Below are 24,578 nucleotides of genomic sequence, written 5' to 3' on the forward strand. Positions count from 1 at the left end.
ATCACCTCAGATTCAGCTTAAAGAACCTAACAGCGTTTTTATGAGTTGTTCTCTTTACCTCCTCAGCAGGTATGTCCTTTATTTTAGCTATTTCCTCGATGGCGAACTTCACATAATACGGCTTATTCTTCTCGCCCTTGAAAGGACTCATATATGGAGCATCGGTCTCAACGAGAATGTTTTCAACGTCCAAAGCCTCTACAACTTTCCTCACTTCGGGGATGAAAGCCACTCCAGTGCTTATACCTATGAAATGTCCATTTTCAGCGATCTCTTTAGCTGTTTCAACGTCCCCAGTGTAGGAGTGGAAGTAGCCATGAAGGCCTTTCCTCTGAACTGCCTCATAAACTTCTCTTTCAGCATCCCTCGCGTGAAGAACAACAGGCTTGCCAAGCTCAGCAGCGAGCTCAAGGAAATGGCTGAATATTCCACGCTGGTTCTTTCGCTCTTCTTCCGTTTTGGCATAGTAGTAATCAAGCCCAATCTCACCAACGGCGATGATTTCATCCCTATGTTCTATTATAAACTCCTCAACCCTCCTGACCTTTCCCCAGTTGCCCCTCCTAGCTTCGTTTGGGGCGAATCCTAAAGTTGGAAACATGAAGCCAAAATACGGCTTTAGGAGCTCCCAGCTTTTCCATACGTGGAATTTCCGGTATTCAGTTATAGAATCCACTATGGCGTCAAGGTGTCTTTGGCTCTCTTCAACGATTGCTGGGATTTCCTTCTTGAACATCTCCACATGAGCGTGAGCGTCTATCACTTGAACCCCCTTCCATCATAAAGAAGGGAATAGAAAAGCTTTTCTATTTAAACTCTACAAAAATTATGGGAGGTAAAATGGAATGGGAAGATATTATTCAGGATGATCAAATTATTAGGTACCTTCGGGAAAAACCACCCAAAGAAGTCTTGAGCTTTCTGATTTTCAACAAAGAACATGAAGCCAAATTTTACAAAGAACTTTCTGAAAACTGCAGTTTAGAAAGTGTTAAGACGCTGTTTTCTTCATTTTCAGAAGAGAGCCTCAAGGAGAAAAATGAGCTTTATGAAAAATTCCAGCTTTTGTATCCGGGGGAAAAGCCAAAGTTTCCTGAACTCTCATTTTTCCAGAATAAAAGAGTTACAAAAGCTCTTAAAACTATTAGAGAGCATCTTAAAATTCTCAGAACGTGCATGGACTTGGAGCTTTCTATGAAAGAAACTTATGAGATTGTCTCAAAGGTGATAAAAGATGACAACCTAAAATCAACCCTATCTAAACTTTCTCACATTGAAGGAGAGCACTATGACAAGCTGAGGGAGCTTTACGAGCTTTTACTTGCACTTTCTGAAGATGAAGTTAAGCTCAAGGAACTCGCTCCAGGTGGCTATCTTTTCTCCACCAAGTTCAAAGCACGCTATTTCCTTTTGAATCTCGCTGATAAACATAAGGTGGCAATCATAACAAGGGACTCCCCAGATGAAGTTAAAAAATTGTTTAAGGATAACGTTGAAGTGTATTGGTTAACAAACATCCCGACAGTTGGCTCTATCTCTCCAGACAGGTTCGACGAAGCGAGAAAATTCATGATTGATTTCCTGAAGCAGGGACACTCTATTTTGGTTATAGAGGGAATAGAGCACTTGAATGCAAAACTTGGATTTAAAAAGTTCTTTGAAGTATTGACTTACCTCAAAGACTACGCAATAATCAACCAAAGCTATATAATCCTCTCTGGGGATTTGAAGGCCTTTAACGAAAGTGAAAAAGGCGTCCTAAGCTCAGAATTTCACCTCATCTCCTAGCCCTCTCTTTTTCCAAACAACCTTTCCGTCTTTCCTAATGACAGCCAGTATTCTATGGTATGGGATTTGGGTGTCTTCAATGAAGAAATAGCCATGGCCAAGCTCTATGAGCTTTACGGGGATCTTTTTAACATTCCCATATGCCCCCCGATGCTCAATAACAATGTAATAGTCTTCCTCATTTTCCCTAGGGTCGTATTTAATTTTGGAGAGAACCTCCTTAACGAAGCCCTTTCTCACTCAAAGACCCCCAAAACCTTTTTGATTAATTCAAAATTCTCTTCCCAGTTTGTTATAGGCTTTCCATGTCCGGGCAAGGCAATATAAACATCTAGTGCTTCCAGTTTCTTTAGGCTTCTTACCAATTCTTCAAAGCTCCCCGTGGGCAAGTCAGTCCTTCCAACCGTGCCCTTAAACACAGTATCCCCTGTAAAAAGGACTTTTTCTTCTGGCTCATATAGACAGAGGCTTCCTGCAGTATGACCGGGTGTATAGAGGACTTTAAGCGCCTTACTTCCGACCTTCAAAACGCTTCCATCGTCAAGTCTCATATCAACACTATGCGGCATAAACCGTCTTCCATAGGCGTATGAGAGAATAATGTAGTCGTTTCCCTTTTCAATAGCCTCCGCTGTGAGAGTGTGGGCAGCAAAGAAGACTTCGATACCTCTTTCTTCCAAAAACTCCTTAAACTTTCTATTTCCTCCAACATGGTCGAAGTGCTCATGTGTATTTAGAATCGTGACTCTTTCTAAACCCTCAAGGTAGCCTTCTCTGTCAAGCACATCAAAATACCTGTGCCAGTAAACCCCTGTGCCAGTGTCGATTATCAAACCCTCTCCCCGGTCTCGAAACAAATAGATGTTTGAATCATACCCTACTCCTTTGAGCATTACCGTGTTTGGTGGGATTTCTATGGGAATCATTGTAATCACCTCAAAAAGGCTCGAGGGGGGACCGCCTCTTCATCTCGGGGGAGCAAGTCCCGTCAGGAGGGATGAATCTCTTCATCGCCTGATGGTGGATAATCTGACTAGCAAATAAAGTTTTCCTTTTCCACAGTATTTATTAAGCCAAAGTACTAAGTTTTATTTAGGTGAGCCAAATGAAAGCTGAGAGAGCAAAGGAAATTTTGGTCGAGCTTTTGAAAATTCCATCACCATCAGGGCAGGAAGATCGTCTTGCCTTGCACATAATGGAGTTCCTCCACAGATTAGATTATGATGTCCACATAGAGAGCGATGGAAAGGTAATCGACCTCGTTGTAAACCCCGAGGCTGAGCTCTTCTTTGAAGTTCACATGGACACGATAGACGTAAGAGCCGAGCCTTTTGTCAGGGGAAATATCGTCTACGGTACGGGAGCTAGTGATGTTAAAGGGGGACTGGCAAGCGTCCTCCTAATGCTTGAGAGCCTCAAGAGGGATAAGCAAGACCTTAACGTCGGAGTTGTATTTGTGAGCGACGAAGAAAAAGGAGGAATGGGGTCTGCTCTGTTTATGGAGCGCTACAAACCAAAGATGGCAATAGTAATAGAGCCAACCGACCTTGAAGTGCACATAGCTCATGCAGGAAACATAGAAGCTTACTTCGAAGTTGATGGTAAAGAAGCCCACGGAGCATGCCCCGAGAGCGGGATAAACGCCATAGACCAGGCTTACAAGATGATAGAGGAACTTAAGGCTCTTGAACCCTTCAAGCAGAAGGGGAAGTACTTCGATGCCTACATAGGACTGCAAGAGCTGATATGTGAGAACCCCTACTACCTAATTCCAGCTCTCTGCAAGGGAAGGTTTGAAGCGAGGCTCTTACCTGACCAAGAAGTTGAGGACGTTCTGGACTTAATGGAGCCCATCCTAGATGAATACACCCTCCGCTATGAGTACACGGAAATATGGGATGGCTATGAGCTTGACGAGAGCGAAGAGATAGTGCAATTAGCCAAAAAAGCCATGGAAGAAGTTGATCTGGAAGACTTCGGAGGAATGAGGAGCTGGACAGATGCAATTAACTTCATGTACAACGGAACAAAGACGATTGTCTTCGGTCCCGGAAACCTTGACATCTCCCACACAAAGGGCGAAAGAATAGACGTCAGAGACGTGGTCAAGGCAAGCGAGTTTTTGAGGAAGGTTAACGAGATCTACGGGAGGAGTTAGATCAATCCTTCCAAAATTTTCTTGTTCTTATATACCTCCTCTCGGCTTCCAAAAGAGCCACCAAGAGTGCTTCTCCTCTATACTGACTCAAAAGCCTGGCGGCAGTGTCCGCACCAACGCCATAACTTGCCAGTGCCAAAACCGCATCAAACCCATAAGCTTTTATTAAGTCACTTGCCTTTATCAACCTCCTATAGGCGCTCTCCTCTTCTTTTTCAAGCTTATCCCCTTTCTTGAGCTTCTTCAGTGCAGAGACAAACAGCTCAGCATCTATTGGATGTGCAACGGCAATCATCTTGGAAGAGCACTTAGGACACTGGAGATAATCCAAACGGTTCTTTAAGCGCAGAACTTTTGTGGTGCTCTTCCATCCGCAGTTGGTGCATATTAACGCAACTTCCGTGTTGAGAAGCCTTTCCTTAAACAGCATCAGTATTTCGTCTTTCTCAAGCTCTCCACTGACCAAAAACTCCCCACCAACGCTCAGGTTAATACTGCCGAGAGGTGAGGGTTCTCTTCTTAAGACACCCTTTATCCGGATTTTTCCATCCTTAACTGCTTTCAGAACTTCCTCAGCTCTCTTCACGTCGAGCTTATCATGGAAAAGTTCATTTAATGTTTCTTTTTCAATTATAGTTCCCTCAAAGAGCCGTTCAATTTTTCTTATCCTTGCCTCTCTCCTCAATGCTCCAATTCTTTTCGCTACATTCAACATTCTCCACCTGTAAGCCGGGCTGTCTCTCACTGCCTTAGAAAGAACAAACGGAAGTGCCCTCGCATCTTGGAGGAGATACTCCTTAATCTCACCCGGATTGAGCTGGAAAGGAGAGTTAATGACTATTGCATGAGCCTGTGCCTTCATGGAGAATACTTTCCCATATTTTGCCGCCAAGAAAGCCAAAAGAAACCTTCCGATGGCTTCGTTAGCTTTGTTTCCAAAATCTGCGTGGATAACTAACGCCTTAGGGAGGGATTCTATTCCAACATCCCTGTCAGTGCCCAAAGGCTCCTGCTTCTTTAGAATTGAAAGGGCAAGCTCGAGTTCCTCATAATTGAAATCCACCTTCGAGATAAGAGCCTTGCCGGAGTTAAAATCGAAAAGAAGCTCCCTTTTTAGCCTTCCAACGTCTTGAGCCACTTCAAAGGGGACGGGTATCATCTCTCCTTCCCAGCTCGGCACAGCGCTTTCCAGACTCTTGCTCTCCCTTACCTTCAACAGCCTTGACTCCTCATCAATGCCCAGCAAAATCCAGCTTCTGCCATGCATTATAAACTCTACTCCTTCCTCAAGATCCATCACGAAGCTCTCATCCAAGCGGCCAATTATCCTCCCGCTTTTTACGTCAAAAACCCTGTAGCTGATTTCATCGGGAATCGTGGAAAGGTTCTCGTAATAATACTGATAAGCCCCTCTCCTCAGATATAGAAGGCCGCTTTCCTCATCATAACCGATTAAACGCGCCTCGCTCAGCATGTTTAAAACTTCGCCGTATTCCTCCCACCTCAGATTCCTGTAGGGATAAGCTCTCTTTGCGATCTCAAAGGGAACTTCCTTTGGCAATCTTCTGTGTTCTATTAAAAGGCCCACAATAAAATGTCCGAGAACATCGAGGGCGTTTTCATATGGCTCCACCGCTTCAAGCTTGCCTTCAAGTGCCCTCTGGGCTATTACCAGGCTTTCGAGATAATCCTCAATGTTTGTGGCGATTATATAGCCCTCACTAACTTCCCCCGCCCTGTGCTTAGCTCTGCCTATTCTCTGGATAAGCCTGTTTACTTGTCTCGGGCTCATATATTGGATTACAACGTCCACATCTCCGATATCAATTCCAAGCTCCATGGAAGATGTGCATACGAGGGCTTTTATCTTGCCTTCTTTCAAAGCCCTCTCTGCATTTATCCTCGCTTCTCGTGAAAGGCTGCCGTGATGGACTTCTACCGGCTTGCCCCATGCTTTTAAGCGGTGGGCAAGAATTTCGGCGAATTGCCTCGTGTTCGTAAATACCAACGCCCTCTCGTGCTTTTCTATTATCTCCCAAAGAACCCTTAGCCTCGTAGCAACATCGAGAGAAATGCTCAAGCTGTTGGAGAGCTCAAGATCCTTCTCATCGGGCTGCGGAAAGAGAACTTTGATTTTGTAGCCCTTTTCAATTGGAGGTCTGACAATGCTCTCTGCCTTGAGCCATGCCTTAATTTCCTCTTCGTTCCCAACGGTTGCTGAAAGACCAATCCTCTGAAAATCTGCAACCTCAGCAAGCCTCTCAAGGGCTAAGCTAAGCTGAGCGCCCCTCTTGTTATCGACAAGCTCCACTATTTCATCTACTATCACAAACTTAATGTTTTTGAGGGCTTTTCGAAAAGACTTCATCGTGAGGATTACTCCAAGGGTTTCGGGGGTTATGATTAGCATGTGAGGAGGCTTTTTTACCTGCTGGGCTTTTCTATAGGCTGAAGTGTCGCCGTGCCTTACTTCCACATTAAGCCCAAGCTTTTCTCCCCACCACAACAACCTGTCCAGCAAGTCCCTGTTAAGAGCCTTTAAAGGAGCTATATAGATGACGGAGATAGGGTCTAGCCTTTCTTCTAAAATTGCGTTAAAAACGGGAAGCACAGCAGCCTCGGTTTTTCCGCTTCCGGTGGGTGCTACAATTAAAACACTCTTCCCGGAGCTAACCTCCCCAAAAGCCCTCATTTGGAGCTCATTAAGGCTCCCAAACTTCTCCTCTATAGCCCTTTTTAAAAGTGGATGCATGATAAAAAGAGCGAAAGAAGGTTTAAAAATCACTCGGCATAGTAGGCTTTTTTATAGAGTTCTTTCATGTCTTCAACGCTGGGCTCCACGGGATTGAAGTTGACCAGAGGATCTGCATAAGCCTTCTTCGCCATCTCATCCAGTTTTGCCATGAAAACCTCCTCATCTACGAGCTCATTAAGCTTAGGCACTCCAAGCATTTCGTTAAACTCTTTGACAACTTCGACCAGCTCTTCAGCGGTGTTGAACCCTATTTCCTTTGCTATCTCAGTGTATTTCTTCCTTGCGTAGTCGCTTTTCATGTTGAATTCAATCACATAGGGTAAGAAGATAGCATTGAGCAACCCATGGGGACCGATCCAGGCTGCTTTGTGGCTTAGGCTGTGGCATATTCCAAGGCGGGCATTCAAGAAGGCTATCCCCGCCATCGTTGCCGCATAGTGGATTTTCTCTCTTGCGGTTTCATCGCCATTAACGGACAATGGGAGCCACTTAAAGACGGTTTTTACGGCTTGTATTGCCATCGCATCGCTGAAGGGCGTAGCTGCTGTCGTAGTATAAGCTTCAATTCCATGGACAAGAACATCAAGCCCGCTGTTTCTTGCAACTTCTCTCGGCATTGTCCTAGGCAGCCTTGGATCCAAAATAGCGTATTCTGGGGCAATTTCAAATGACACAAAGTTGTATTTTATGCCATCTTTCTTGAGAACGCTTGCTGCTGAAACTTCACTCCCAGCACCGCTTGTAGAGGGTATTGCCACCAAAGGAGTCTTGAGCTTGGGAATAACTTTGGGGGGCTTTGTAAACCTGTCGAGAAATGCGATTTCCTCAAAGCTCAGTTCTGGAGCATCGTAAAACACCTTTATCGCCTTTGTGATGTCTATTACGCTTCCGCCTCCTAGGGCTATGAGCAAATCCGGAGAAAACTCTCTAACTCTTGGCATCAGCTCCTCAACGTCCTCATAGCTTGGCTCTGCAGGTAAGCCCTCTATAACATCAACTTCAGCTCCCGCTTCCTCCACATAGTTCATGACCTCGTTTAAGAACCCATGAATGCGCATTGACTTACTAGATAAAATCAAGACCTTCTCGTGGTTCCTAGCAATGCTCTGCACGTACTTAAGGCTCCCTTCTCCAATTGCTATCCTCGTTTTTAAGCTGAAGAACTTCATACCCATCACCAAAAATAATATTGAGGGGGAATATTTAAACCCCAATGCTATTCAAAGAGCTTCTTCAAGTTCTTCTCAAAAGGTGGATAAACAACTCCTCTGTCCGTGATTATTGCCGTGAGGTATTTGTGGGGCGTTACGTCAAAAGCTGGGTTGTAGACGTCAACATCGGGGGCTATTTTGCATCCTCCACAGGTTAGGACTTCTTCTTTAGGCCTTTCTTCTATTGGAATCTCCTTGCCGCTCTTGAGGCTCATGTCAATGGTTGAGAGGGGTGCTATGGTGAAGAAGGGTATTTTGTGCTCCTTCGCAAGCACGGCCAGAGAGTAAGTACCTATTTTGTTGGCAAAATCTCCATTGGCAACTATCCTATCAGCACCGACTATTATCGCATCCACCATTCCCTGCTGCATCACAAAGCCAGCCATGTTGTCGCTTATGAGCTTTAGCGGAATTCCATCGTAGTGGTACTCCCAAGCGGAGAGCCTTGCGCCTTGGAGAACTGGCCTAGTCTCATCAACCCATAAAAGCTTGAGCTTGCCCTCTTTGTGCATAACTCTAAGCGCAGCACCAACAGTGCCAAGATGGACTGTGGCTAAGCTCCCAGCGTTGCAGTGGGTTAGAACATTCCCCTCCGGAAGAATCTCAGCCGCATAGTGACCCATCCTAAGGTTTGCTTCCACGTCTTCGTCCGCTATTTTGTGTGCCTCCTCAACTATCAGCCTTTTTATTTCACCAAGACTTTCCTCTCTGTGCTCCTCTACAAGGTTTTTAATCCTGTTGAGTGCCCAAAAGAGATTCACCGCTGTCGGACGGGTGTTTCTAAGGATTTCAAATGCCTTGTAAAATTCATCAAAGAACTCTTCTTTGGTTTTTGCTTTGCTGTTCTCTGCAAGTAAAGCTAACCCATAGGCTGCTGTTGCCCCTATTGCCGGAGCCCCGCGGACTTGGAGGGTTTTTATTGCCCTAGCAACTTCTTCAACAGTGCTCAAAGGAATTACCTTAAACTCCCTTGGAAGCAGAAGCTGGTCAATAATGTAAACCTTTCCCTCCCTGAACTCCACACTTCTCGGGAGCTTTGTAAGTTCTTCGGGCTTGTATTTTATCTCCATACTCATCACCTTTAGTTCTTTTCAGTTAAATGATTTAAAGTTTGCTTTGTGCAACAAGACAAAATAGCTAGTAATGCCCATCGTCAAAAATCTATTATAAGTGACGTAAGTTGCACACAAACCCCTATCAGGACTTATTAAACAATAATAAACACTCACAAACGGTGTTTAACGATAACTCGATAAATTTCCAATAACAGGGCTCTTTTTTGAACAAACAAAAACGAAACAAAACGATTTCATGAAAAAAGCTTAAATAGGAGTTCTTCTCTATAATAAAGTGAGGTGACAAACCATGGTGGCGAAAAAAGTATTAGTGTGGCTTTTTAGTGCTTTGCTTTTAGTAAGCATAATACCAACAGTCACTGCAGCAAATGAAACCAGCGTTGGCATAGTAATACTTGTGAGTGACAACGAGGCAGATTTAACCTTAGCCCAAAAACTTGGGGAAAGTATGAACGTGTCAGTTATCGTAGCTCCATGGGGAGTATACGATCCAAACATCACCGCAGAGGTAATAAGTGCAGCCCCGGACAAGGTGTTAATCATTGGTGGACCAGCGGCAGTTCCAAAGACCTATGAAGATGATTTGAATGAGATGGGAATAAGTTGGGTTAGAATATGGGGCAAAGACAGATATGAAACAAATATTCAGGTGCTTCAGTACGTTTTGGAGAACTATCCAGAGCTCCTAGAAAACGTTAAGATTGTCATCGCCCACGGAAGGGATATAGGGGCTATTAAGAAGGTCGAGCTTGAAAAGGCATTTCCGATATATGTAGATATCAACAGAACTGAAAATCAAACTCAGATATTGGCAACAATCAAAGTAACATCAGTGGTAATCATAAAAACACCATATTCAGAAAACATAACCGTGAAAGTCAAAAAAGAGATAGAGAAGAAAATAAAGGCAAATATTACTGAGGAGCAAGCAAATATAAGCGCAGAGACAGCATGGGAGGCTATAGAGATTGCGGAAAACAAAACATCCCTAGCCAAGACATTGTTAGAGAACAGCACTACCAAGCTTCCAGCTGCAGAGAAACTTTTAGAACTTGCTAATAAAGAAATCGAGAAAGCCAAAGAAGCTTATGAGAGTGGAAAATATGGAGAAGCTTATGGACAGGCAATAGCTGCAAAAGCACACGCAGAGGCCGTGATTAGAATGGCAAGTGAAAAAATACAGATAATGATGAAAACCAATCAAACTTTAAGAATTAAAATTAGAATAGAAAAGCTAGGCGGCATCATAGAGAGGTTCGAGAGCATTGGGCTTAATGTAACAGAGGAAAAAGGCTTGTTAGAGAAGGCAAAAGAGGCATATGAAAAGGGAAGCTACAAAGAGGCTGAACAGCTAATCGAACAGCTAAGAAACATGCTTAAGGAAAAATTCCATGAAGAAAAACTAACGATCAGGGAGAAATGGAAAGAGAGGAAGAAGAGAGAAGTCCCGAAGATGAACAGACCATAGCATGTTGCACCAAATTATTAAACCCCCACTTTTCTTTTTAATTTGGGTGAGCCTTATGAAAATCTTTATCACGGGCTTACCGGGAGTGGGCAAAACAACCCTCGTATTAAAAGTTGCCGAAGAGCTGAAAGCTTACAACCTAAAAATTGGAGGTTTTATAACACAGGAAGTAAGAGAAAAGGGTAGAAGAATTGGATTCAAAATCAAAGCCCTTGATACTGGAGAAGAAGGCATCTTAGCCTGGGTTGGAGATGGTTATCCGAGAGTAGGGAAGTACGTTGTTAATCTTGAGGACTTAAACCGGGTTGGAGTTTTGGCAATAATAAGGGCTCTTGAGGATGCAGACCTCATAATCATTGACGAAATTGGTGCAATGGAATACAAAAGCAGGGAGTTTGCAGAAGCTGTGGAAAAAGCTGTTAAGAGCGAAAAACCACTTTTAGCGACAGTTCACAGAAATTATGCAAAGCGATTCAAGGATTATGGAAAGCTCTATGTTTTAACCCCAGAGAACAGAGACAACGTAAGACAAGAAATCATGGAAAGTTTAAGGATGCTTCTAAAGTTCTAAAGCCTCACTCCAAAGCCACAACAATCCTTTGCCCTTCCACATCAACTATCTTCGCTTTTATGCCATAGACCTCCTCCAGAACCTCTGGAGTCAGGGCGGAAGATTTGCCGCTCCACTGTATCTGCCCTTTGTTTAGGACTATCACTCTATCTGCATAGTTCAAAGCGAGGTTTAAGTCGTGCATAACAGCCACAAGGATTTTTTCGTCTTTGATGCTCTTTAAAAGATCCATTATCTGGAGAGCGTGATTGATATCAAGGTGAGAAGTTGGTTCATCAAGCAGCATAACATCGCTTCCTTGAGCTAAAGCCCTCGCTATCAGCACCAGCTGGTATTCTCCCCCGCTCAGCTTTGTTACAAGCTCCTTTCGTCTTTCCCACATTCCCACCTTTCTTAATGCTTCCTCCACGTTGCCTCTAGTTGCATACGTGCCGAGCTCAACAAACTCTTCAACCGTAAACGCGAACTCTGGAAACGAACTTTGCGGAACGTATGAGATGTGCTTTGCCCGTTCTTTGGGCTTTAAGCTCAACAAATCTAGACCGTTTAGCCTAACGTATCCAGAGGGCTTTAAAATCCCAACTAAGCACTTCAGGAGGGTTGATTTTCCAGCGCCGTTGGGCCCTACAATTGCTAAAAGATCTCCCTTTCTAGCTGAAAACTCCACATTCTTTAAAATCTGCTTCTCGCCATAGGAGAACGACACATTGACCTCAAGCTTATCCAAACAGCTCACCCCTCTTTTTCTTTATGAGAAGGTAGAGGAAAAACGGAGCTCCAAAGAGAGCTGTAATAATTCCCACCGGAACTTCTGCCGGCTTTAGGAGTATTCTGGCAAGTATGTCGGCAAAAACCATTAAAGTTCCTCCAAAAAGGGCTGAAGCAGGTAAAAGTCTCTTATGATTTGGGCCAAACACTATCCTCATGGCATGCGGGCTTATCAGACCCACAAACCCTATTATTCCGCTGGTAGCCACGGCAAATGACGTCAAAAGAGAGATAACACCAATTACTATTTTTCTGTAGCGATTTATATCAAGGCCCATTGAAATGCTCTCCTCCCCCAAAAGGAGCAGATTTAGCTCCCTCCAGCTGAAAAGCAAAATACTAACCCCTACTACAGATGAAAACAAAACCATCTTAACGTCTCCCCAATCGGCTCCGTTAAATGTTCCCATAAGCCAAAAGATTGCGTTGTGTATTCTCTCCCTGCCTACGTATAGGAGATAAGATGTTAGAGCACTTGTAAAAAATCCCAGAGCAATTCCTGCTAAAAGCAACGTATCCACCGGAATATGACCATTAACCCTTGCAATCCTATACACTACAACAACCGCCAAGGAAGCACCTACCAATGCAAGAACACCCATGTATTGGGGAAAGTATAAGGCTGCTATTGATGCTCCAACCGCAGCCCCTCCACTTATCCCGATTATATACGGATCTGCAAGCGGATTTTTAAAGAGAGCTTGGGAGGCAGTACCTGCTGAAGCCAAGCTTACCCCAACAAGATATGCCAGTAGAACTCTAGGCAGTCTTATCTGGAGAACAATGTAGCTGTTCCCACTAAGCGAGTTTGGGTTTAAAAATGCCCTCTTTAGAGTATCCAAGCTAAACGCTGCTAAAATATCTCGGAAAGGTATCTTTACTGGCCCAACAATTATCCCCAAGAGGATAAGGGCTACCGACGATACCAATAGTGGTGCGATTTTCTTCATGTTCTCACTGGATTATTTATCCAAAACTGGTGTATAAAAAGTTATCCTCGATCAACCCCCAGGCCAAGAAAGTATAAATACATGAACGCACTATATATGATACTAGGTGATTTCATAATGAAAAAAGCCCTAAGTCTTGCCATATTTTTGCTCCTAACTATATCTAACTTTGCAGCAGGGCAGATATTAATAGAGAATCCCCAGCCATCTTTGGTAATCCTCGGAAATCCCTATCCAAAGTACTTTTCAATACCTGAAGGGGAAGAGTACACTGCATACTTCTATGTTATTGATGATCTAGACATTGAAGAAGTGACGTTCTATTACAGAGTAAACTATGGTGAGTGGCAAACAAGAGCAGTAAAAACCGCCACAATAAATGAAAACGAGGAAATGTATAACTCAATAGTCAGCAGAATATACAACAGATCAGCAATAATCAGGACGTTTTATGGGAAAGCAACTATCCCCGCTCAAAAAGCAGGGAGTGTAGTGGAGTTCAAAGTAGTTGTAAAAGACAAAGAAGGGCATGTAAGTGAAAGCATCATTGGAAAGTATTTCGTCGTAAATCCCTCGGGGAAGCACGTGCTCATCGTGGATCCCTCCGTAAGAGAAGAGCTCTTTTTGGAGGGGGCGGAGAGTGTAGAGCTACTCGTCAATGCGACAGAAGTATATCCAGTAGATCTAAGCGATTACAAGGAAGAGCTAGATAAGGTAAAACCATTCCTCAATCATCCAAGATTCTTAAAAAGGCACCACTGGGAGTACCTCGCGCAGTATTACAACATCACCATAGTTTCCCCAGAAGAGCTTGCAACCGCTCTTAAAGAGGTTCAGCCCAGAGTAGTGATCTTATCCAACTTATGGCTAAAAAGATGGGAGATTCCAGACATTCAAGGCTTAATCAAATACCTCAGGGAAAACAACGCGGGAATAATCGCAACTCACGGAACACTATTTGACGGATCTGTTTACGATGGAGAAAAGCTGATCCATATGGGGCCCATTTCACACATAGGAACGTTTGATGCCTACGGAAAGGAAAGCCTAGCAACATTGCTTGGCTTTGAGCTCTTGCCAGTAGTAGAGGAAGCTAAAAAAGAAAGTGCCGAAAAGGGAAACTATGCAATATTCGAAATCCCAACTATACTGCCGTTCGTTCCCTCCTCAGAGAAGGTCATTATCAAAAACATAGGACTAATAAAAAGTGTCTCATCCCTTGAGTTCTCCAATGAAACAGATTCTGCATTTGGATGGCAGTATATCCTGCCCTCAGAAAGCTTAAAGTTTGCCAGAGATGCGATAAGGGAAAAGAAACGCCTGGAACAGAACAAGATATTGGAGTTCTTTAGCCTCCAAGAAAGAATATTCGGTCACTCAAAACCCGCCAGAGGGATATATGCCCTAGACTTCCCATTGGTTGATGCTTTGAGAACTTTAAGCTTCACAGATGACGAAGTAAGAATCCAAATAGGCGGTACTCTGGTGATCCTAACTCCCGACCGACCGATAATCGAAAGAGTTCGCCTGCTGAGTGCAATAAACAAAGACATCGTGAGCATAGATGCTATTTCAAAGGACTATCTCTCCTCAATTATAACAAGGGATGAAAAACATCGTGGAGATGGAATAAGGAGTGCCTACATCTCATTCGAAATAGAGGCTGGTGGGGAAGAAGAGCTGCTGGCTTTAAAGGACATAGTGGAGTGGGCATCAAACTTTGAACCAATAAAGACCTTTGCACCAATTGTCCAAGTAACAATACTATCCAACGATATCGATTGGAATATAAAGGGCCAATATCTCAAAGAATACTTCGAAAAGATGGGAGCGATTGTAACAAGGGCAAAACCAGGAGAATTTGAAACCTACAAGAAGAATAAAATCATAATAATCCTCGGCGGACCCAAAGCCTATGAGGGAGTTGGAGAATACGTGAAACAGGTTTTGGATGAATACGAGCAAAAAAGAATTATCAACGGAGAACAGGGAATCTTCATAAAGAGAGACATCTGGGAGAAGGGACAAATAGTAATAGTGCTGGCTGGAAAAGATAGGTACCAAACAGGGGAAAAGGTGTTGACGTATTCAGAGGGAGTAAATGAAGATTACGTAAACCTGCTTGCAGAGTTCTTAACAAGCTGAGATCTTAGATGAGCTTCGTTTCTTTTTTCTTTTTAAATACTGAAAACGCCAACATTCTAAAACAACACAAAAATGCATACGAGCTTTGATGAAATTTTCCCAGAAAAGTTTCTTATGGTGCCCCGGCCGGGATTTGAACCCGGGGCGCGGGCTCGAAAGGCCCGCATGTTTGACCGGGCTACACCACCGGGGCGTCCAATATCCTAACGTTGAGATGCATTTAAAAACTTTTCGCTCAAAACCCTTTTAAAGGGCTCGTGTAGGAGTTTAGTTATGAAAATGCTGGGGATAAAGGTTCCAAAGAAGGAGGCTGAGAAAGTTAGAAAAAAGCTCATTGAACTCGGCCTATTGGATACTAATTTTAAGGTCAAGCATGAGGGAGAATTCGTGATATTCCCCGTAAAAGAAAAGGTAGAGGGCTTTGATATTGTTGATGAAACTTTTGAAAGAGCCAAAAGGCGGCCCCATAGCTACAGAGAGGTTGTAGAAATTCCTTCTGAACTCAAACCCCTTCTTCCATCGTCCTTCGACATAATAGGGGACATCGCCATAATAGAACTCCCAGAGGAGCTCATCCCGTATGGGGAAAACATTGGAAGAGCAATATTGAAAGCACACAAGCACATAAAGGCAGTCTTTGCGAAAGGGAGCAAAGTTTTAGGAGAATACAGGGTGAGGGAGCTCATTCATCTTGCGGGAGAGAAGAGAACTGAAACAATCCATAGGGAAAACGGAATAAGGCTGAAGCTCGATGTTGCAAAGGTTTATTTTTCCCCAAGGCTTGCAACGGAGAGAATGAGAATTTTTGAAAAGACTAAAGAGGGAGAGATCATTTTTGACATGTTTGCCGGAATTGGCCCTTATTCAATCCTCCTCGCAAAGAAAGCAAAGATAGTCTTTGCGTGTGACATAAACCCCTGGGCAATAAAATATTTAGAAGAAAACAAAAAGCTGAATAAGGTTGAAAACGTTATCCCGATTCTCGGAGACGTGAGAAAAGTAGCGGGCCAGATAAAAGCCGATCGTGTGATAATGAACCTCCCCAAGTTTGCCCACGAATTCCTAAAGGAAGCAATGATAAGCGTCAAAAAAGGTGGAGTGGTTCACTACTATGGATTTTCACATGAGGATAACCTCTTTGACGAGCACATAGAGAGGATAGAGAGGGTTGCAGAGGAGCTTGGAAAAAGCGTGAAGATTCTCGAAAAAAGGAAAGTAAGGCCATATGCTCCGTATCAGTTCAACATCGCGATTGATTTTGCCGTGTTTTGAGATTAGCTTTTCTCAAAATTTCGTTGCACCTTGTGACAATAAAGTTTCTCAAAAATTCCTCATCAAACGGCATGCTTCTTTTGTTAAGATATGCAGTGTATACAGAGAGGGCATCTTCATCTCGTTCGGGCGGGAAGACCCCTTCCGAAAGGGGGATGAAAGCCCGCAACCTTTAAAAACCTCGCCTATTAAAAAATAATAGGTGGCCACCCACGTATCTTACCCAAAAGAACCACCTACGAGTGAACAAAAAAACATACAAACTCCTGAGAATACTCTCCCACCTCTCCAAAGACCTCTACAACATCACCCTCTACACGGTCAAACAACACTACGAGCTGAACGGGACTTTTCTACCCTACGCCAAAGCATATCACTTGGTCAAGGATACTGGACCCTACAAACTCCTCCCAAGCCAAGTAGCCCAACAAACGATGAAAATCGTTGAAAGAAACTTCCGCTCCTTCTTCCACGTGCTCAACGAGAGAAAGAAAGGCAACTACAACAGACCCGTGAGCCCGCCAAAATACCTTCCAAAAAACGGACACTTCATCCTAATCTTCCCATACCAGTCCTTCAGAGTGAAAGAGGACAGGATTATCCTCACTCTCGGAAAGAACTTCGCCGAGAAGTATGGCATTAAACACCTTGAAATCCCACTCCCAAAGAACGTTAAAGGCCACAGGATTAAGGAAATCCGCATTCTTCCGAGATACAACGCCCTCTGGTTTGAAGTCGAATACGTTTACGAAATCCAGCCAGAAAAGAAGGAGTTAGACCGCTCAAAATACCTCGCCATTGATTTAGGTCTGAATAACTTCGCAACCTGCGTTTCCACCACTGGGACGGCCTTCATAATTGAAGGCCGGGGTTGAAGAGCTTCAACCGGTGGTGGAACAAGGAGAAGGCGAAGCTCCAAAGCCAGTATGACAGGCAGGGGATTAAATTTGGGCGAAAGATGGTGTGGCTTCTCAAGAAGCGGAGGAACGTGGTGAACGACTTTATGAACAAAGCCGTGAACTACATAGTGAACTACTGCCTTGAGAATGATATTGGGAACGTCGTTATCGGGGAGCTGAAGGGAATAAAGCAGAACACCAATCTTGGAAAGAGGAACAACCAGAACTTCCATTATATTCCTTATGGCATCTTCAAGCAAAAACTAAAAGCAAAGTGCGAGCGGTATGGTATCAACTACATCGAGGTTGATGAGGCTTACACGAGCAAGGTTGATGCTCTCGCTCTCGAACCGATTGAAAAGAGGGAGAAGTATCTTGGAAAGAGGGTGAAGCGCGGGTTATTCCAGTCTTCCACTGGTGTTTTGATAAACGCCGACGTGAACGGTGCTTTGAACATTTTGAGAAAGGTAGCCGGCGATTCTCCCGTTGGGGAGATAGCCGGTAGTGGCCTTGTGAACAGGCCAGTGAGGATTAAACTACCTTGGGGTGGTCTAACTCCTCACGAAGCCCCCCTATTGAGGGGGTAGTTCACGCAGTTTACAATGAGAGCATCCATATCATTTCCCCTTAAGCTTGGGTTTGGGCTCTGCAAGGCTTATCGCGCTGTTTGAGCTCTTTATGTCTATTTTGTTTAAAGCTCCAACGGGAGAGGGAACGGCTTTTCTTTCCTCCTCAACTTTCCAATCAATTTCATCCCCAATTTCGGCGTTTAAATACTCGACAACACCCATAGGAGCCTCAATTATGTATTTAGCGCTTTCCCTCGGCACATAAATTCTCCACGGGCGGGCCCTTTTTAGATCAACAACTTCCCGGGAAGAGTTCAAGAAGATAACATCTATACTCTGGAGCATGAAGAACATATGAATTGAGGCGTTTATTCTTGTCTCCGCTGGCAAGATAAACACGAGGGCATAGTCTATGTTAGGTTTTAGCATTAACCCCCTAAATCTCCTAAAGAACGTATTCGCAACTTTGACCTTTCCACCCCAGATTTTGCCCTTTGTTTTGTTTATCAGCATATCAAATCTAGGATAAGGTACTATCTAAATAAGCGTTGCGACAACTGTTAATACTCAACACTTGAAAATACCTTCAGTTGTTAACCTTCGGTTTAAAAAATAGTTATAAACTAAGGGTTAGCAACTGTAGTGTACAAACCAAAACATATGTACAAGGTGGTGCATTGTGGGGTATAAGATAACAAAAAAGGAAAACCTGAGTGCAATTGACTTTTTTATGGAAGTTGAGGCACCTCATATAGCAAAATCCTGGAAGCCCGGACAGTTCGTCGTTTTGATTCCAGATGAAAAAGGGGAAAGAGTTCCAATGTCCGTGTACTACGCAAAAGACGGCAAGATAGGGATGTTCATAAGAAGACACGGCGTCACAACCCTCAAACTGTGGCACGAATTTCATGTTGGGGACGAAATTCTAAGCATAACTGGCCCTCTTGGAAAGCCAATTGAAGTTAAGCACTATGGAAACGTAGTCTTTGCGGCTGATGCGGTATGTGCACAGGCGGAAGCCTATGCTACACTCAAGGCTATGAAAGAAGCGGGCAATTACACAATAGCCATCCACAGTTTTGAGAACAAGGACAACACGTATCCGGAGGAATACCTTGCGAAGCCAGTTGCCGATGAGTTTTACATCACAACAGAAGACGGCAGTGTTGGGAGAAAGGGCCACTATCTGGACGTTCTAAAGGAACTCATTGAGCAGGATAAAGTCGATATTGTTTTTGCTGGTGGAAAGCTTGGCTCGCTCAAGAAGCTTGCCGAACTAACTAGACCTTATGGAATTCCAACCATCGTTACGGTGAGACAGATAATGGTCGATGGGACAGGTATGTGCGGCTCTTGCAGGGTTCTTTACGATGGAGAAATAAAGTTTGCGTGCAGAGATGGGCCTATGTTAGATGCCCACAAGATAGACTGGGACGACGCCATAAAGAGAAACGCCCGCTTTGCAGAGCAAGAAAAGCTTGCAAGAGAGCGTTACATTGCAAAGTTGAGAGAGAAGGGGGTGATCTAAATGGCTAGACCCAAACTCATCAAAGAGCGCGTTCCTACTCCAGAAGTTCCAGTTGAGGAGAGAGTAAAAAGCTTTGTAGAGGTTAACCTTGGTTACGACTTCGCTTCCGCAGTGAAGGAAGCCGAGAGGTGTATCCAGTGCCCGCCCGAATATGCTCCCTGTATCAAGGGTTGCCCCGTTCACATAAACATTCCGGGCTTCATAAAGGCCCTCCGCGAGAACTCCGAGAATCCTGATGAGGCCGTTAAAAACGCTCTCCGCGTCATATGGAATGACAACACACTACCTGCCGTCACTGGCAGAGTTTGTCCCCAAGAAGAGCAGTGTGAAGCCCCTTGTGTCATGGGTAAAGTTGGTGATCCCATTAACATAGGGAAGCTCGAGAGATTTGTTGCAGATTACGCAAGAAAACACGGCATAGATGAGGAACTTCTTAAGGAATTTATTTCCGAAGAGAATGGGATAAAGGGGAAAGTAGCTGTAGTAGGTTCAGGACCAGCAGGGCTGACCTGTGCTGGAGAACTGGCAAAAATGGGCTACAAGGTAACAATTTTTGAAGCCCTCCACAAGGCCGGAGGAGTTCTCATCTATGGCATCCCTGAATTCAGACTCCCAAAAGAGATACTCGATAAAGAAATAGCCAAACTTAAGGAACTCGGAGTGGAGATAAAGCTTGATCACATAGTAGGAAAAACGGTGACCCTCGAAGAGCTTCTTGAGGAGTACGATGCCGTCTTCATAGGAACCGGAGCTGGAACACCAAAGCTTCTCAACATACCTGGTATACTCCTAGACAGAATTTACACCGCCAACGAGTTCCTTACAAGGATAAACCTCATGAAAGCTTACCTCTTCCCAGAATATGACGAGCCTATAGCTATAGGAAAGAAGACCATCGTGATTGGAGCCGGGAATACAGCTATGGACGCGGCTCGTTCCGCCCTTAGGCTGGGGAGTGAGGTGACCATAGCCTACCGTCGCGGAAGGGAGGACATGACTGCCCGTATTGAAGAGATAACCCACGCCGAGGAAGAGGGCGTTAAGTTCGAGTTCTTCCTCAATCCAGTTGAGTTCATTGGTGACGAGAACGGAAAGGTGAAGGCAGTTAAATTCGAGAAGATGAGACCTCTTGAGGAAAGAGATGCCAAAGGAAAGAGAAAGATAGTGGGGACTGGTGAGTACGTCACACTTGAGGCAGATACCGTCATAATATCCATCGGTCTAGAGCCCAACAGAATAATAAGCGAGGAGGCAACAGCTCTAAAGACTAACCCCGATGGAACCCTTGTGGTTGATGAAAACCTCATGACAAGCATCCCCGGAGTTTTTGCGGGTGGAGATGCCATAAGGGGAGAGGCAACCGTTATCCTAGCTATGGGGGACGGAAAGAAGGCCGCGAAGGCAATAGATGAATACATCCAGAAGAAGCGTCTTCCGGCTTAGCTTTTTAACTTTATTTTTGGTAAAATAAAAGATATAAAGTTAAATCTCCCCTTTAAGGGCTTTTTCACCGAGTTCAAAGCCCTTTTTGAGAGCCCTTAGATTTATGTTTTCGGTTCCCTTAGGAACTGAATCAAGAACGGCTTTTTCTATGGAGTCTTCGCTCACAATACCAGTAAGCTTAACTAAGAGTCCGAGGGTTAGAATGTTCATTGTTAGGCTAAGCCCTGTGGTTTCTTCCGCTATTTCTGTTAAAGGAATTGCAAAAACTTTGAAATTTTTCTCAAGCTCTTCATTTCTATTGGGAACCAAGTCCTTCTCGACTACCACGATGCCTCCTTTCTTTACAAGAGGAAGGTATTTCTCATAAGCCTGCTGGGAAAGCAAAACTGCATAATCCGGAGCCAGTGCTTTGGGATAGTCTATTGGCTCGTCACTTATTACAACTTCAGCTCTGCTTGCCCCTCCTCTTGACTCCGGCCCATAAGCCTGGGTTTGAACTGCGTAAAGACCCTCATAGACTGCCGCTGCTCTTCCAAGGATAACACTCGCTAAGATAACTCCTTGCCCACCAAAGCCGCCTATAAGGACTTCCTTCCTCATTCTTCCCACCCCATTATTTTCTTTGCCCTTTTCTTGTACGCTTCGTATTCCTCTATTAAACTCGGTCTGTCTCTGTCTACGAACTCTCCGATGACGATTTTGCCCTCAAGCTCCTCTGGAGACATGTTCTTAGCCTTACTTATGGGAACCGTTATCTTCTGATACCACTTTATAAGCTCTGGACCCGTTTTAAGCCTGTTCCTTCTCCCAAAGCTTATCGGGCACTGGGATAAGAACTCCACCAGAGTGAATCCCTTCTTTTGCAGAGCCTTCTTTATGCTGTTTATCCCTTGAAGGTAGTTGAAAACGCTCCACCTTGCAACATAGTTTGCCCCTGCGGCAACTGCCAGCTCGGCAATGTCAAAGGGGTTCTCAAAGCTCCCATATGGGGCAGTCGTTCCCCTAAGGCCTTTCGGAGTTGTTGGTGCCACTTGCCCACCAGTCATTCCATACGTGAAGTTGTTAATGAGAATAACGGTAACATCAAGGTTTCTTCTTATGGCGTGGATTAAGTGATTTCCACCTATGGCAGCAGCATCACCATCGCCCATAAAGGCTATCACTTTGAGGTCTGGATTTGCTAATTTGATCCCAGTCGCAAAAGCCAATGCCCTTCCATGGGTCGTGTGGAGACCATCAAAGTTCACATAGCCGGGGACTCTAGAAGAACACCCTATACCGCTTACCCACACTATTTCGTCTTGGTTTAGACCGAGATCATCGATAGCCCTAAGGGTATACTGCAGAACAGCCCCAATACCACATCCTGGACAGAATATCGTGGGAAGCATGTCTTTTCTAAGGTATTTGTCCCTAATCTCATAGCTGGATTTTAGATACATCTTCCTCACCTCAAATCCTTCTTAATTCTCTCTACTATCTCTCCGGGGGTGTGAACCTCCCCGCCTATCTTGCTTATGAGCTCTACATCGGCCTTTCCGTTGGCTCCCTCTCTAACCAAGTGATAGAGCTGACCAAGGTTCATCTCCGCTACATACATCCTTTCTGCATTTTCGGCTATTTTCTCTATCAGCTCAAAGTCAAAAGGCCAAATTACATTAAGTTTGAGCAATCCAGCTTTTATACCCTCCTTGCGAAGCTCCTTAACGGCTCTCATAGCCGACCTCGCAACAATCCCAAAGCTTACCAACACTATATCGGCATCGTCCAGTTCATAGGTTTCATAATCAACGATGTCCTTCTTGTTGTTCTCTATCTTGGCAACAATGCGCTTTATGAGCTTTTCATGAACCTCTGCCTCAACTGTTTTGGGTCTTCCCTTTTCGTCGTGTGTCAGTCCGGTGACATATGTTCTGTATCCTTTTCCAAAGATAGGCATTGGAGGAACTAAATCCCCGTGAACGTCTCCAAATGGATACTTTGCCTCTTCTTCATTAGCGGGAAGCTTTCTGTAAATGAGCTCAAGCTCGTCCGGATGTGGAGCATAAACTCTCTCCCTCATGTGTCCAACTTCTGCATCCGTGAGTAGTATAACAGGGGTTCTATATTTCTCCGCAAGGTTGAAGGCCCTTATTGTCATGTCAAAGGCCTCTTGAACCGTTGCTGGTGTTAGAACTATCAAGCTGTGATCTCCATGAGTCCCCCATATAGCCTGCATTAAATCGCCTTGAGCTGCCAAAGTGGGCTGGCCTGTTGAGGGGCCACTCCTCTGGACGTTTACCAAAACCAAGGGGGTTTCTGTCATTATAGCATAGCCAAGGTTCTCCATCATCAAGCTAAAACCCGGGCCGGAAGTTGCGGTCATAGCCTTGGCCCCAGCCCAAGAAGCGCCTATTACAGCGGCTATGCTCCCTATCTCATCCTCCATCTGAATGCTTACTCCATCAACAAGGGGCATGTAAAGGGACATTGCCTCAAAAATTTCGCTTGCTGGGGTTATTGGATAACCAGCGTAAAACCTACACCCGGCTAAAATGGCAGCCCTTGCTATGGCTTCATCTCCTTGAATAAAATCTGCAGCACCTACAGGAAACGGATATCTCATCTCAATCCCTCCTCGTAGCCTATCCTAAAAGCCTTTAGATTTATCTCCTCTGTTCCCTTGGGAACCCTTCTCCTTATGGCCTTTTCAACACTCTCTTTCTTCACAATGTTTGTTTTTGCAACCAAATATCCAAGTGCAACCATGTTGACGGTTAAAGCCAAGCCCGTTTTTTCCTCAGCAAGTCTTGTGAATGGCGCACCTATATACTCCCTATCGGGCTTTACAAGGTCGGTGTCAATTATTAAAAGCCCACCCTCGCGGAGAGAGTTCTTTGTGGAATTATAGCCTAGTTGGGCAAGAGCAACAAGAATATCGGCTTTTGTGACCATTAAATCGTAGATCGGCTCCTTTGAGATTATCAGATCAGCTATAGAATGGCCGCCTCTGCTTTGAGAACCATAATCCTGAGTTTGGATAACGTTAAGTCCCTCTATGGCGGCAGCCTCTCCTAGGATTATCCCCGCAAGAACGACTCCCTGTCCTCCAATACCCGCTAACCTAATCTGCATCTTCACCACCCAGCCTATAATATTGGGCAACCTCATCAATAAGCTTGTTAAGTTCTTCTGTAAACTCGGGCTTTTCTCTGCTTACAAACTCTCCAATGATAATTTTGCCCTCAAGCTCCTCCGGAGACATGTTCTTGGCCTTACTTATGGGTATGGAATTCTTTGAGAACCAGCGAAGCATCTCAGCTGGGGTCTTCATTCTGTTTCTCCTTCCGAACTGCACGGGACATTGAGAAACCACCTCTACTAGCGAGAATCCCTTAACGGTCAACGCCTTCTTTATGCTCTCTATCAGCTGGTAAACGTGAAAAGTGGTCCACCTTGCCACATAAGAGGCCCCAGCGGAGGCTACGGTTTCAGCTATTTTTAATGGATGCTCAATGTTCCTATAGGGTGTTGTGGTGGTGATTGCTCCAAAGGGAGTTGTTGGCGCCACTTGCCCACCAGTCATCCCATATATGAAGTTGTTTACAAGGATTACAGTTATGTCAATGTTCCTCCTTGCTGCATGGATAAGATGATTTCCCCCAATTCCAGCTAGGTCTCCATCACCGCTTATGACAACAACTTTCTTATCGGGCAAACCAACTTTAACACCCGTTGCAAATGCTATAGCCCTTCCATGTGTAGTGTGCAGAGTGTCAGCAAGAAAGTACGGTGAGGCTATCCAAGCCGAGCACCCTATCCCACTCACGACAACTAAGTCACGCGGGTCAATTTTTAGCTGATCTATGGCGTTTGCAAAAGCATTCAACACAGTCCCGCCACCACATCCGGGACAAAGTGCGGTTGGAAGGGCTTCCTTCCTAAGATATTTGGCCATTTCATACTTTGTGTAAATTTGTTTTGCCATACGCATCACC

At 44.5% G+C, this 24,578-nt stretch carries 24 protein-coding genes and 1 tRNA gene; 10 read left to right on the top strand and 15 right to left on the bottom strand.

The window, feature by feature from the left end:
* Position 1: 1 nt before the first annotated feature.
* Complete coding sequence (locus NF859_RS07400) at positions 2–763, bottom strand: YchF/TatD family DNA exonuclease (protein WP_252743667.1); 762 nt, start codon at positions 761–763, stop codon at positions 2–4.
* A gap of 77 nt (positions 764–840) precedes the next feature.
* On the opposite strand from NF859_RS07400, the gene NF859_RS07405 reads away from it, so the two are divergent.
* The gene (locus NF859_RS07405) at positions 841–1,788 is read left to right on the top strand and encodes a DUF835 domain-containing protein (protein WP_252743668.1); all 948 of its coding nucleotides are present in this window, start codon (positions 841–843) and stop codon (positions 1,786–1,788) included.
* Here NF859_RS07405 and NF859_RS07410 read toward each other — a convergent pair.
* Together NF859_RS07410 and NF859_RS07415 are read right to left on the bottom strand one after the other, a co-directional pair.
* Positions 1,765–2,028 (bottom strand): DUF504 domain-containing protein, encoded by a 264-nt coding sequence (locus NF859_RS07410; RefSeq protein ID WP_252743669.1) that lies wholly within the window; start codon positions 2,026–2,028, stop codon positions 1,765–1,767. The genes NF859_RS07405 and NF859_RS07410 overlap by 24 nt on opposite strands.
* Complete coding sequence (locus NF859_RS07415; RefSeq protein WP_252743670.1) at positions 2,025–2,714, bottom strand: MBL fold metallo-hydrolase; 690 nt, start codon at positions 2,712–2,714, stop codon at positions 2,025–2,027. Before NF859_RS07415 ends, NF859_RS07410 begins: the two co-directional genes overlap by 4 nt.
* Before the next feature lie 179 nt (positions 2,715–2,893).
* Between NF859_RS07415 and NF859_RS07420 the strand changes: the two genes are divergently transcribed.
* Positions 2,894–3,946, top strand: a complete 1,053-nt coding sequence (locus NF859_RS07420; protein ID WP_042696966.1) for a M20/M25/M40 family metallo-hydrolase — start codon at positions 2,894–2,896, stop codon at positions 3,944–3,946.
* 1 nt (position 3,947) lies between these two features.
* Here NF859_RS07420 and NF859_RS07425 read toward each other — a convergent pair whose 3' ends face one another.
* The 3 genes from NF859_RS07425 to mtnA are packed head-to-tail and all read right to left on the bottom strand — an operon-like array spanning position 3,948 to position 8,982.
* Positions 3,948–6,698: a DEAD/DEAH box helicase gene (locus tag NF859_RS07425; RefSeq protein ID WP_252743671.1), complete on the bottom strand. Its 2,751-nt coding sequence runs from the start codon at positions 6,696–6,698 to the stop codon at positions 3,948–3,950.
* Positions 6,699–6,727: 29 nt separating this feature from the next.
* Entirely contained in the window at positions 6,728–7,870 is a 1,143-nt protein-coding gene (locus NF859_RS07430) for an iron-containing alcohol dehydrogenase (protein WP_252743672.1), read from the bottom strand.
* A gap of 47 nt (positions 7,871–7,917) precedes the next feature.
* Positions 7,918–8,982, bottom strand: a complete 1,065-nt coding sequence (gene mtnA, locus NF859_RS07435; protein ID WP_252743765.1) for an S-methyl-5-thioribose-1-phosphate isomerase — start codon at positions 8,980–8,982, stop codon at positions 7,918–7,920.
* A 295-nt stretch (positions 8,983–9,277) separates the two neighbouring features.
* On the opposite strand from mtnA, the gene NF859_RS07440 reads away from it, so the two are divergent.
* Entirely contained in the window at positions 9,278–10,456 is a 1,179-nt protein-coding gene (locus NF859_RS07440) for a cell wall-binding repeat-containing protein (RefSeq protein WP_252743673.1), read from the top strand.
* Positions 10,457–10,502: 46 nt separating this feature from the next.
* Positions 10,503–11,027, top strand: coding sequence for an NTPase (locus NF859_RS07445; protein WP_252743674.1), 525 nt, complete (start codon positions 10,503–10,505; stop codon positions 11,025–11,027).
* A 4-nt stretch (positions 11,028–11,031) separates the two neighbouring features.
* Here the strand turns inward: NF859_RS07445 and NF859_RS07450 are convergent, their stop codons facing one another.
* Both NF859_RS07450 and NF859_RS07455 read right to left on the bottom strand, forming a co-directional pair.
* On the bottom strand, positions 11,032–11,763 hold the full coding sequence (locus NF859_RS07450; RefSeq protein ID WP_435371998.1) for an ABC transporter ATP-binding protein: 732 nt from the start codon (positions 11,761–11,763) through the stop codon (positions 11,032–11,034).
* Positions 11,747–12,745, bottom strand: a complete 999-nt coding sequence (locus NF859_RS07455; RefSeq protein ID WP_252743676.1) for a FecCD family ABC transporter permease — start codon at positions 12,743–12,745, stop codon at positions 11,747–11,749. Before NF859_RS07455 ends, NF859_RS07450 begins: the two co-directional genes overlap by 17 nt.
* Before the next feature lie 117 nt (positions 12,746–12,862).
* Here NF859_RS07455 and NF859_RS07460 point away from each other — a divergent pair, with 117 nt between their 5' ends.
* A complete protein-coding gene (locus NF859_RS07460; protein ID WP_252743677.1) occupies positions 12,863–14,890 on the top strand; it encodes a hypothetical protein in 2,028 nt (675 codons plus the stop codon).
* 115 nt (positions 14,891–15,005) lie between these two features.
* Here the strand turns inward: NF859_RS07460 and NF859_RS07465 are convergent.
* Positions 15,006–15,083, bottom strand: a tRNA-Glu gene (locus tag NF859_RS07465).
* A gap of 86 nt (positions 15,084–15,169) precedes the next feature.
* Between NF859_RS07465 and trm5b the strand changes: the two genes are divergently transcribed.
* The 3 genes from trm5b (at position 15,170) to NF859_RS07480 (ending at position 17,648) form a co-directional block, all read left to right on the top strand.
* Positions 15,170–16,162 (top strand): tRNA (guanine(37)-N1)-methyltransferase Trm5b, encoded by a 993-nt coding sequence (gene trm5b, locus NF859_RS07470; protein ID WP_252743766.1) that lies wholly within the window; start codon positions 15,170–15,172, stop codon positions 16,160–16,162.
* 242 nt (positions 16,163–16,404) lie between these two features.
* Positions 16,405–17,037 (top strand): RNA-guided endonuclease InsQ/TnpB family protein, encoded by a 633-nt coding sequence (locus NF859_RS07475; protein WP_252743678.1) that lies wholly within the window; start codon positions 16,405–16,407, stop codon positions 17,035–17,037.
* A complete protein-coding gene (locus NF859_RS07480) occupies positions 17,034–17,648 on the top strand; it encodes an RNA-guided endonuclease TnpB family protein (RefSeq protein WP_252743679.1) in 615 nt (204 codons plus the stop codon). The genes NF859_RS07475 and NF859_RS07480 overlap by 4 nt, the downstream gene beginning before the upstream one ends.
* A 30-nt stretch (positions 17,649–17,678) precedes the next feature.
* Here the strand turns inward: NF859_RS07480 and NF859_RS07485 are convergent, their stop codons facing one another.
* Positions 17,679–18,143, bottom strand: a complete 465-nt coding sequence (locus NF859_RS07485; RefSeq protein ID WP_252743680.1) for a DUF192 domain-containing protein — start codon at positions 18,141–18,143, stop codon at positions 17,679–17,681.
* Between the two features lie 166 nt (positions 18,144–18,309).
* On the opposite strand from NF859_RS07485, the gene NF859_RS07490 reads away from it, so the two are divergent.
* A complete protein-coding gene (locus tag NF859_RS07490; protein WP_252743681.1) occupies positions 18,310–19,158 on the top strand; it encodes a sulfide/dihydroorotate dehydrogenase-like FAD/NAD-binding protein in 849 nt (282 codons plus the stop codon).
* On the top strand, positions 19,159–20,601 hold the full coding sequence (gene gltA, locus NF859_RS07495) for an NADPH-dependent glutamate synthase (RefSeq protein ID WP_252743682.1): 1,443 nt from the start codon (positions 19,159–19,161) through the stop codon (positions 20,599–20,601).
* Positions 20,602–20,640: 39 nt separating this feature from the next.
* Here gltA and NF859_RS07500 read toward each other — a convergent pair whose 3' ends face one another.
* The 5 genes from NF859_RS07500 to NF859_RS07520 are packed head-to-tail and all read right to left on the bottom strand — an operon-like array spanning position 20,641 to position 24,568.
* On the bottom strand, positions 20,641–21,201 hold the full coding sequence (locus NF859_RS07500) for a 2-oxoacid:ferredoxin oxidoreductase subunit gamma (protein WP_252743683.1): 561 nt from the start codon (positions 21,199–21,201) through the stop codon (positions 20,641–20,643).
* Positions 21,198–22,043 carry a 2-oxoacid:ferredoxin oxidoreductase subunit beta gene (locus tag NF859_RS07505; protein ID WP_252743684.1) on the bottom strand — a complete coding sequence of 282 codons (846 nt, stop codon included), beginning with the start codon at positions 22,041–22,043 and terminating at the stop codon, positions 21,198–21,200. Before NF859_RS07505 ends, NF859_RS07500 begins: the two co-directional genes overlap by 4 nt.
* Before the next feature lie 5 nt (positions 22,044–22,048).
* Positions 22,049–23,206: a 2-oxoacid:acceptor oxidoreductase subunit alpha gene (locus tag NF859_RS07510; protein ID WP_252743685.1), complete on the bottom strand. Its 1,158-nt coding sequence runs from the start codon at positions 23,204–23,206 to the stop codon at positions 22,049–22,051.
* Positions 23,203–23,715 carry a 2-oxoacid:ferredoxin oxidoreductase subunit gamma gene (locus NF859_RS07515; protein ID WP_252743686.1) on the bottom strand — a complete coding sequence of 171 codons (513 nt, stop codon included), beginning with the start codon at positions 23,713–23,715 and terminating at the stop codon, positions 23,203–23,205. Before NF859_RS07515 ends, NF859_RS07510 begins: the two co-directional genes overlap by 4 nt.
* Complete coding sequence (locus tag NF859_RS07520; protein ID WP_252743687.1) at positions 23,705–24,568, bottom strand: 2-oxoacid:ferredoxin oxidoreductase subunit beta; 864 nt, start codon at positions 24,566–24,568, stop codon at positions 23,705–23,707. The genes NF859_RS07515 and NF859_RS07520 overlap by 11 nt, the downstream gene beginning before the upstream one ends.
* Positions 24,569–24,578 lie beyond the last annotated feature (10 nt).

Origin of the sequence: Thermococcus alcaliphilus (assembly GCF_024054535.1) — an archaeon.
In the GTDB taxonomy this organism is placed as follows: domain Archaea; phylum Methanobacteriota_B; class Thermococci; order Thermococcales; family Thermococcaceae; genus Thermococcus_A; species Thermococcus_A alcaliphilus.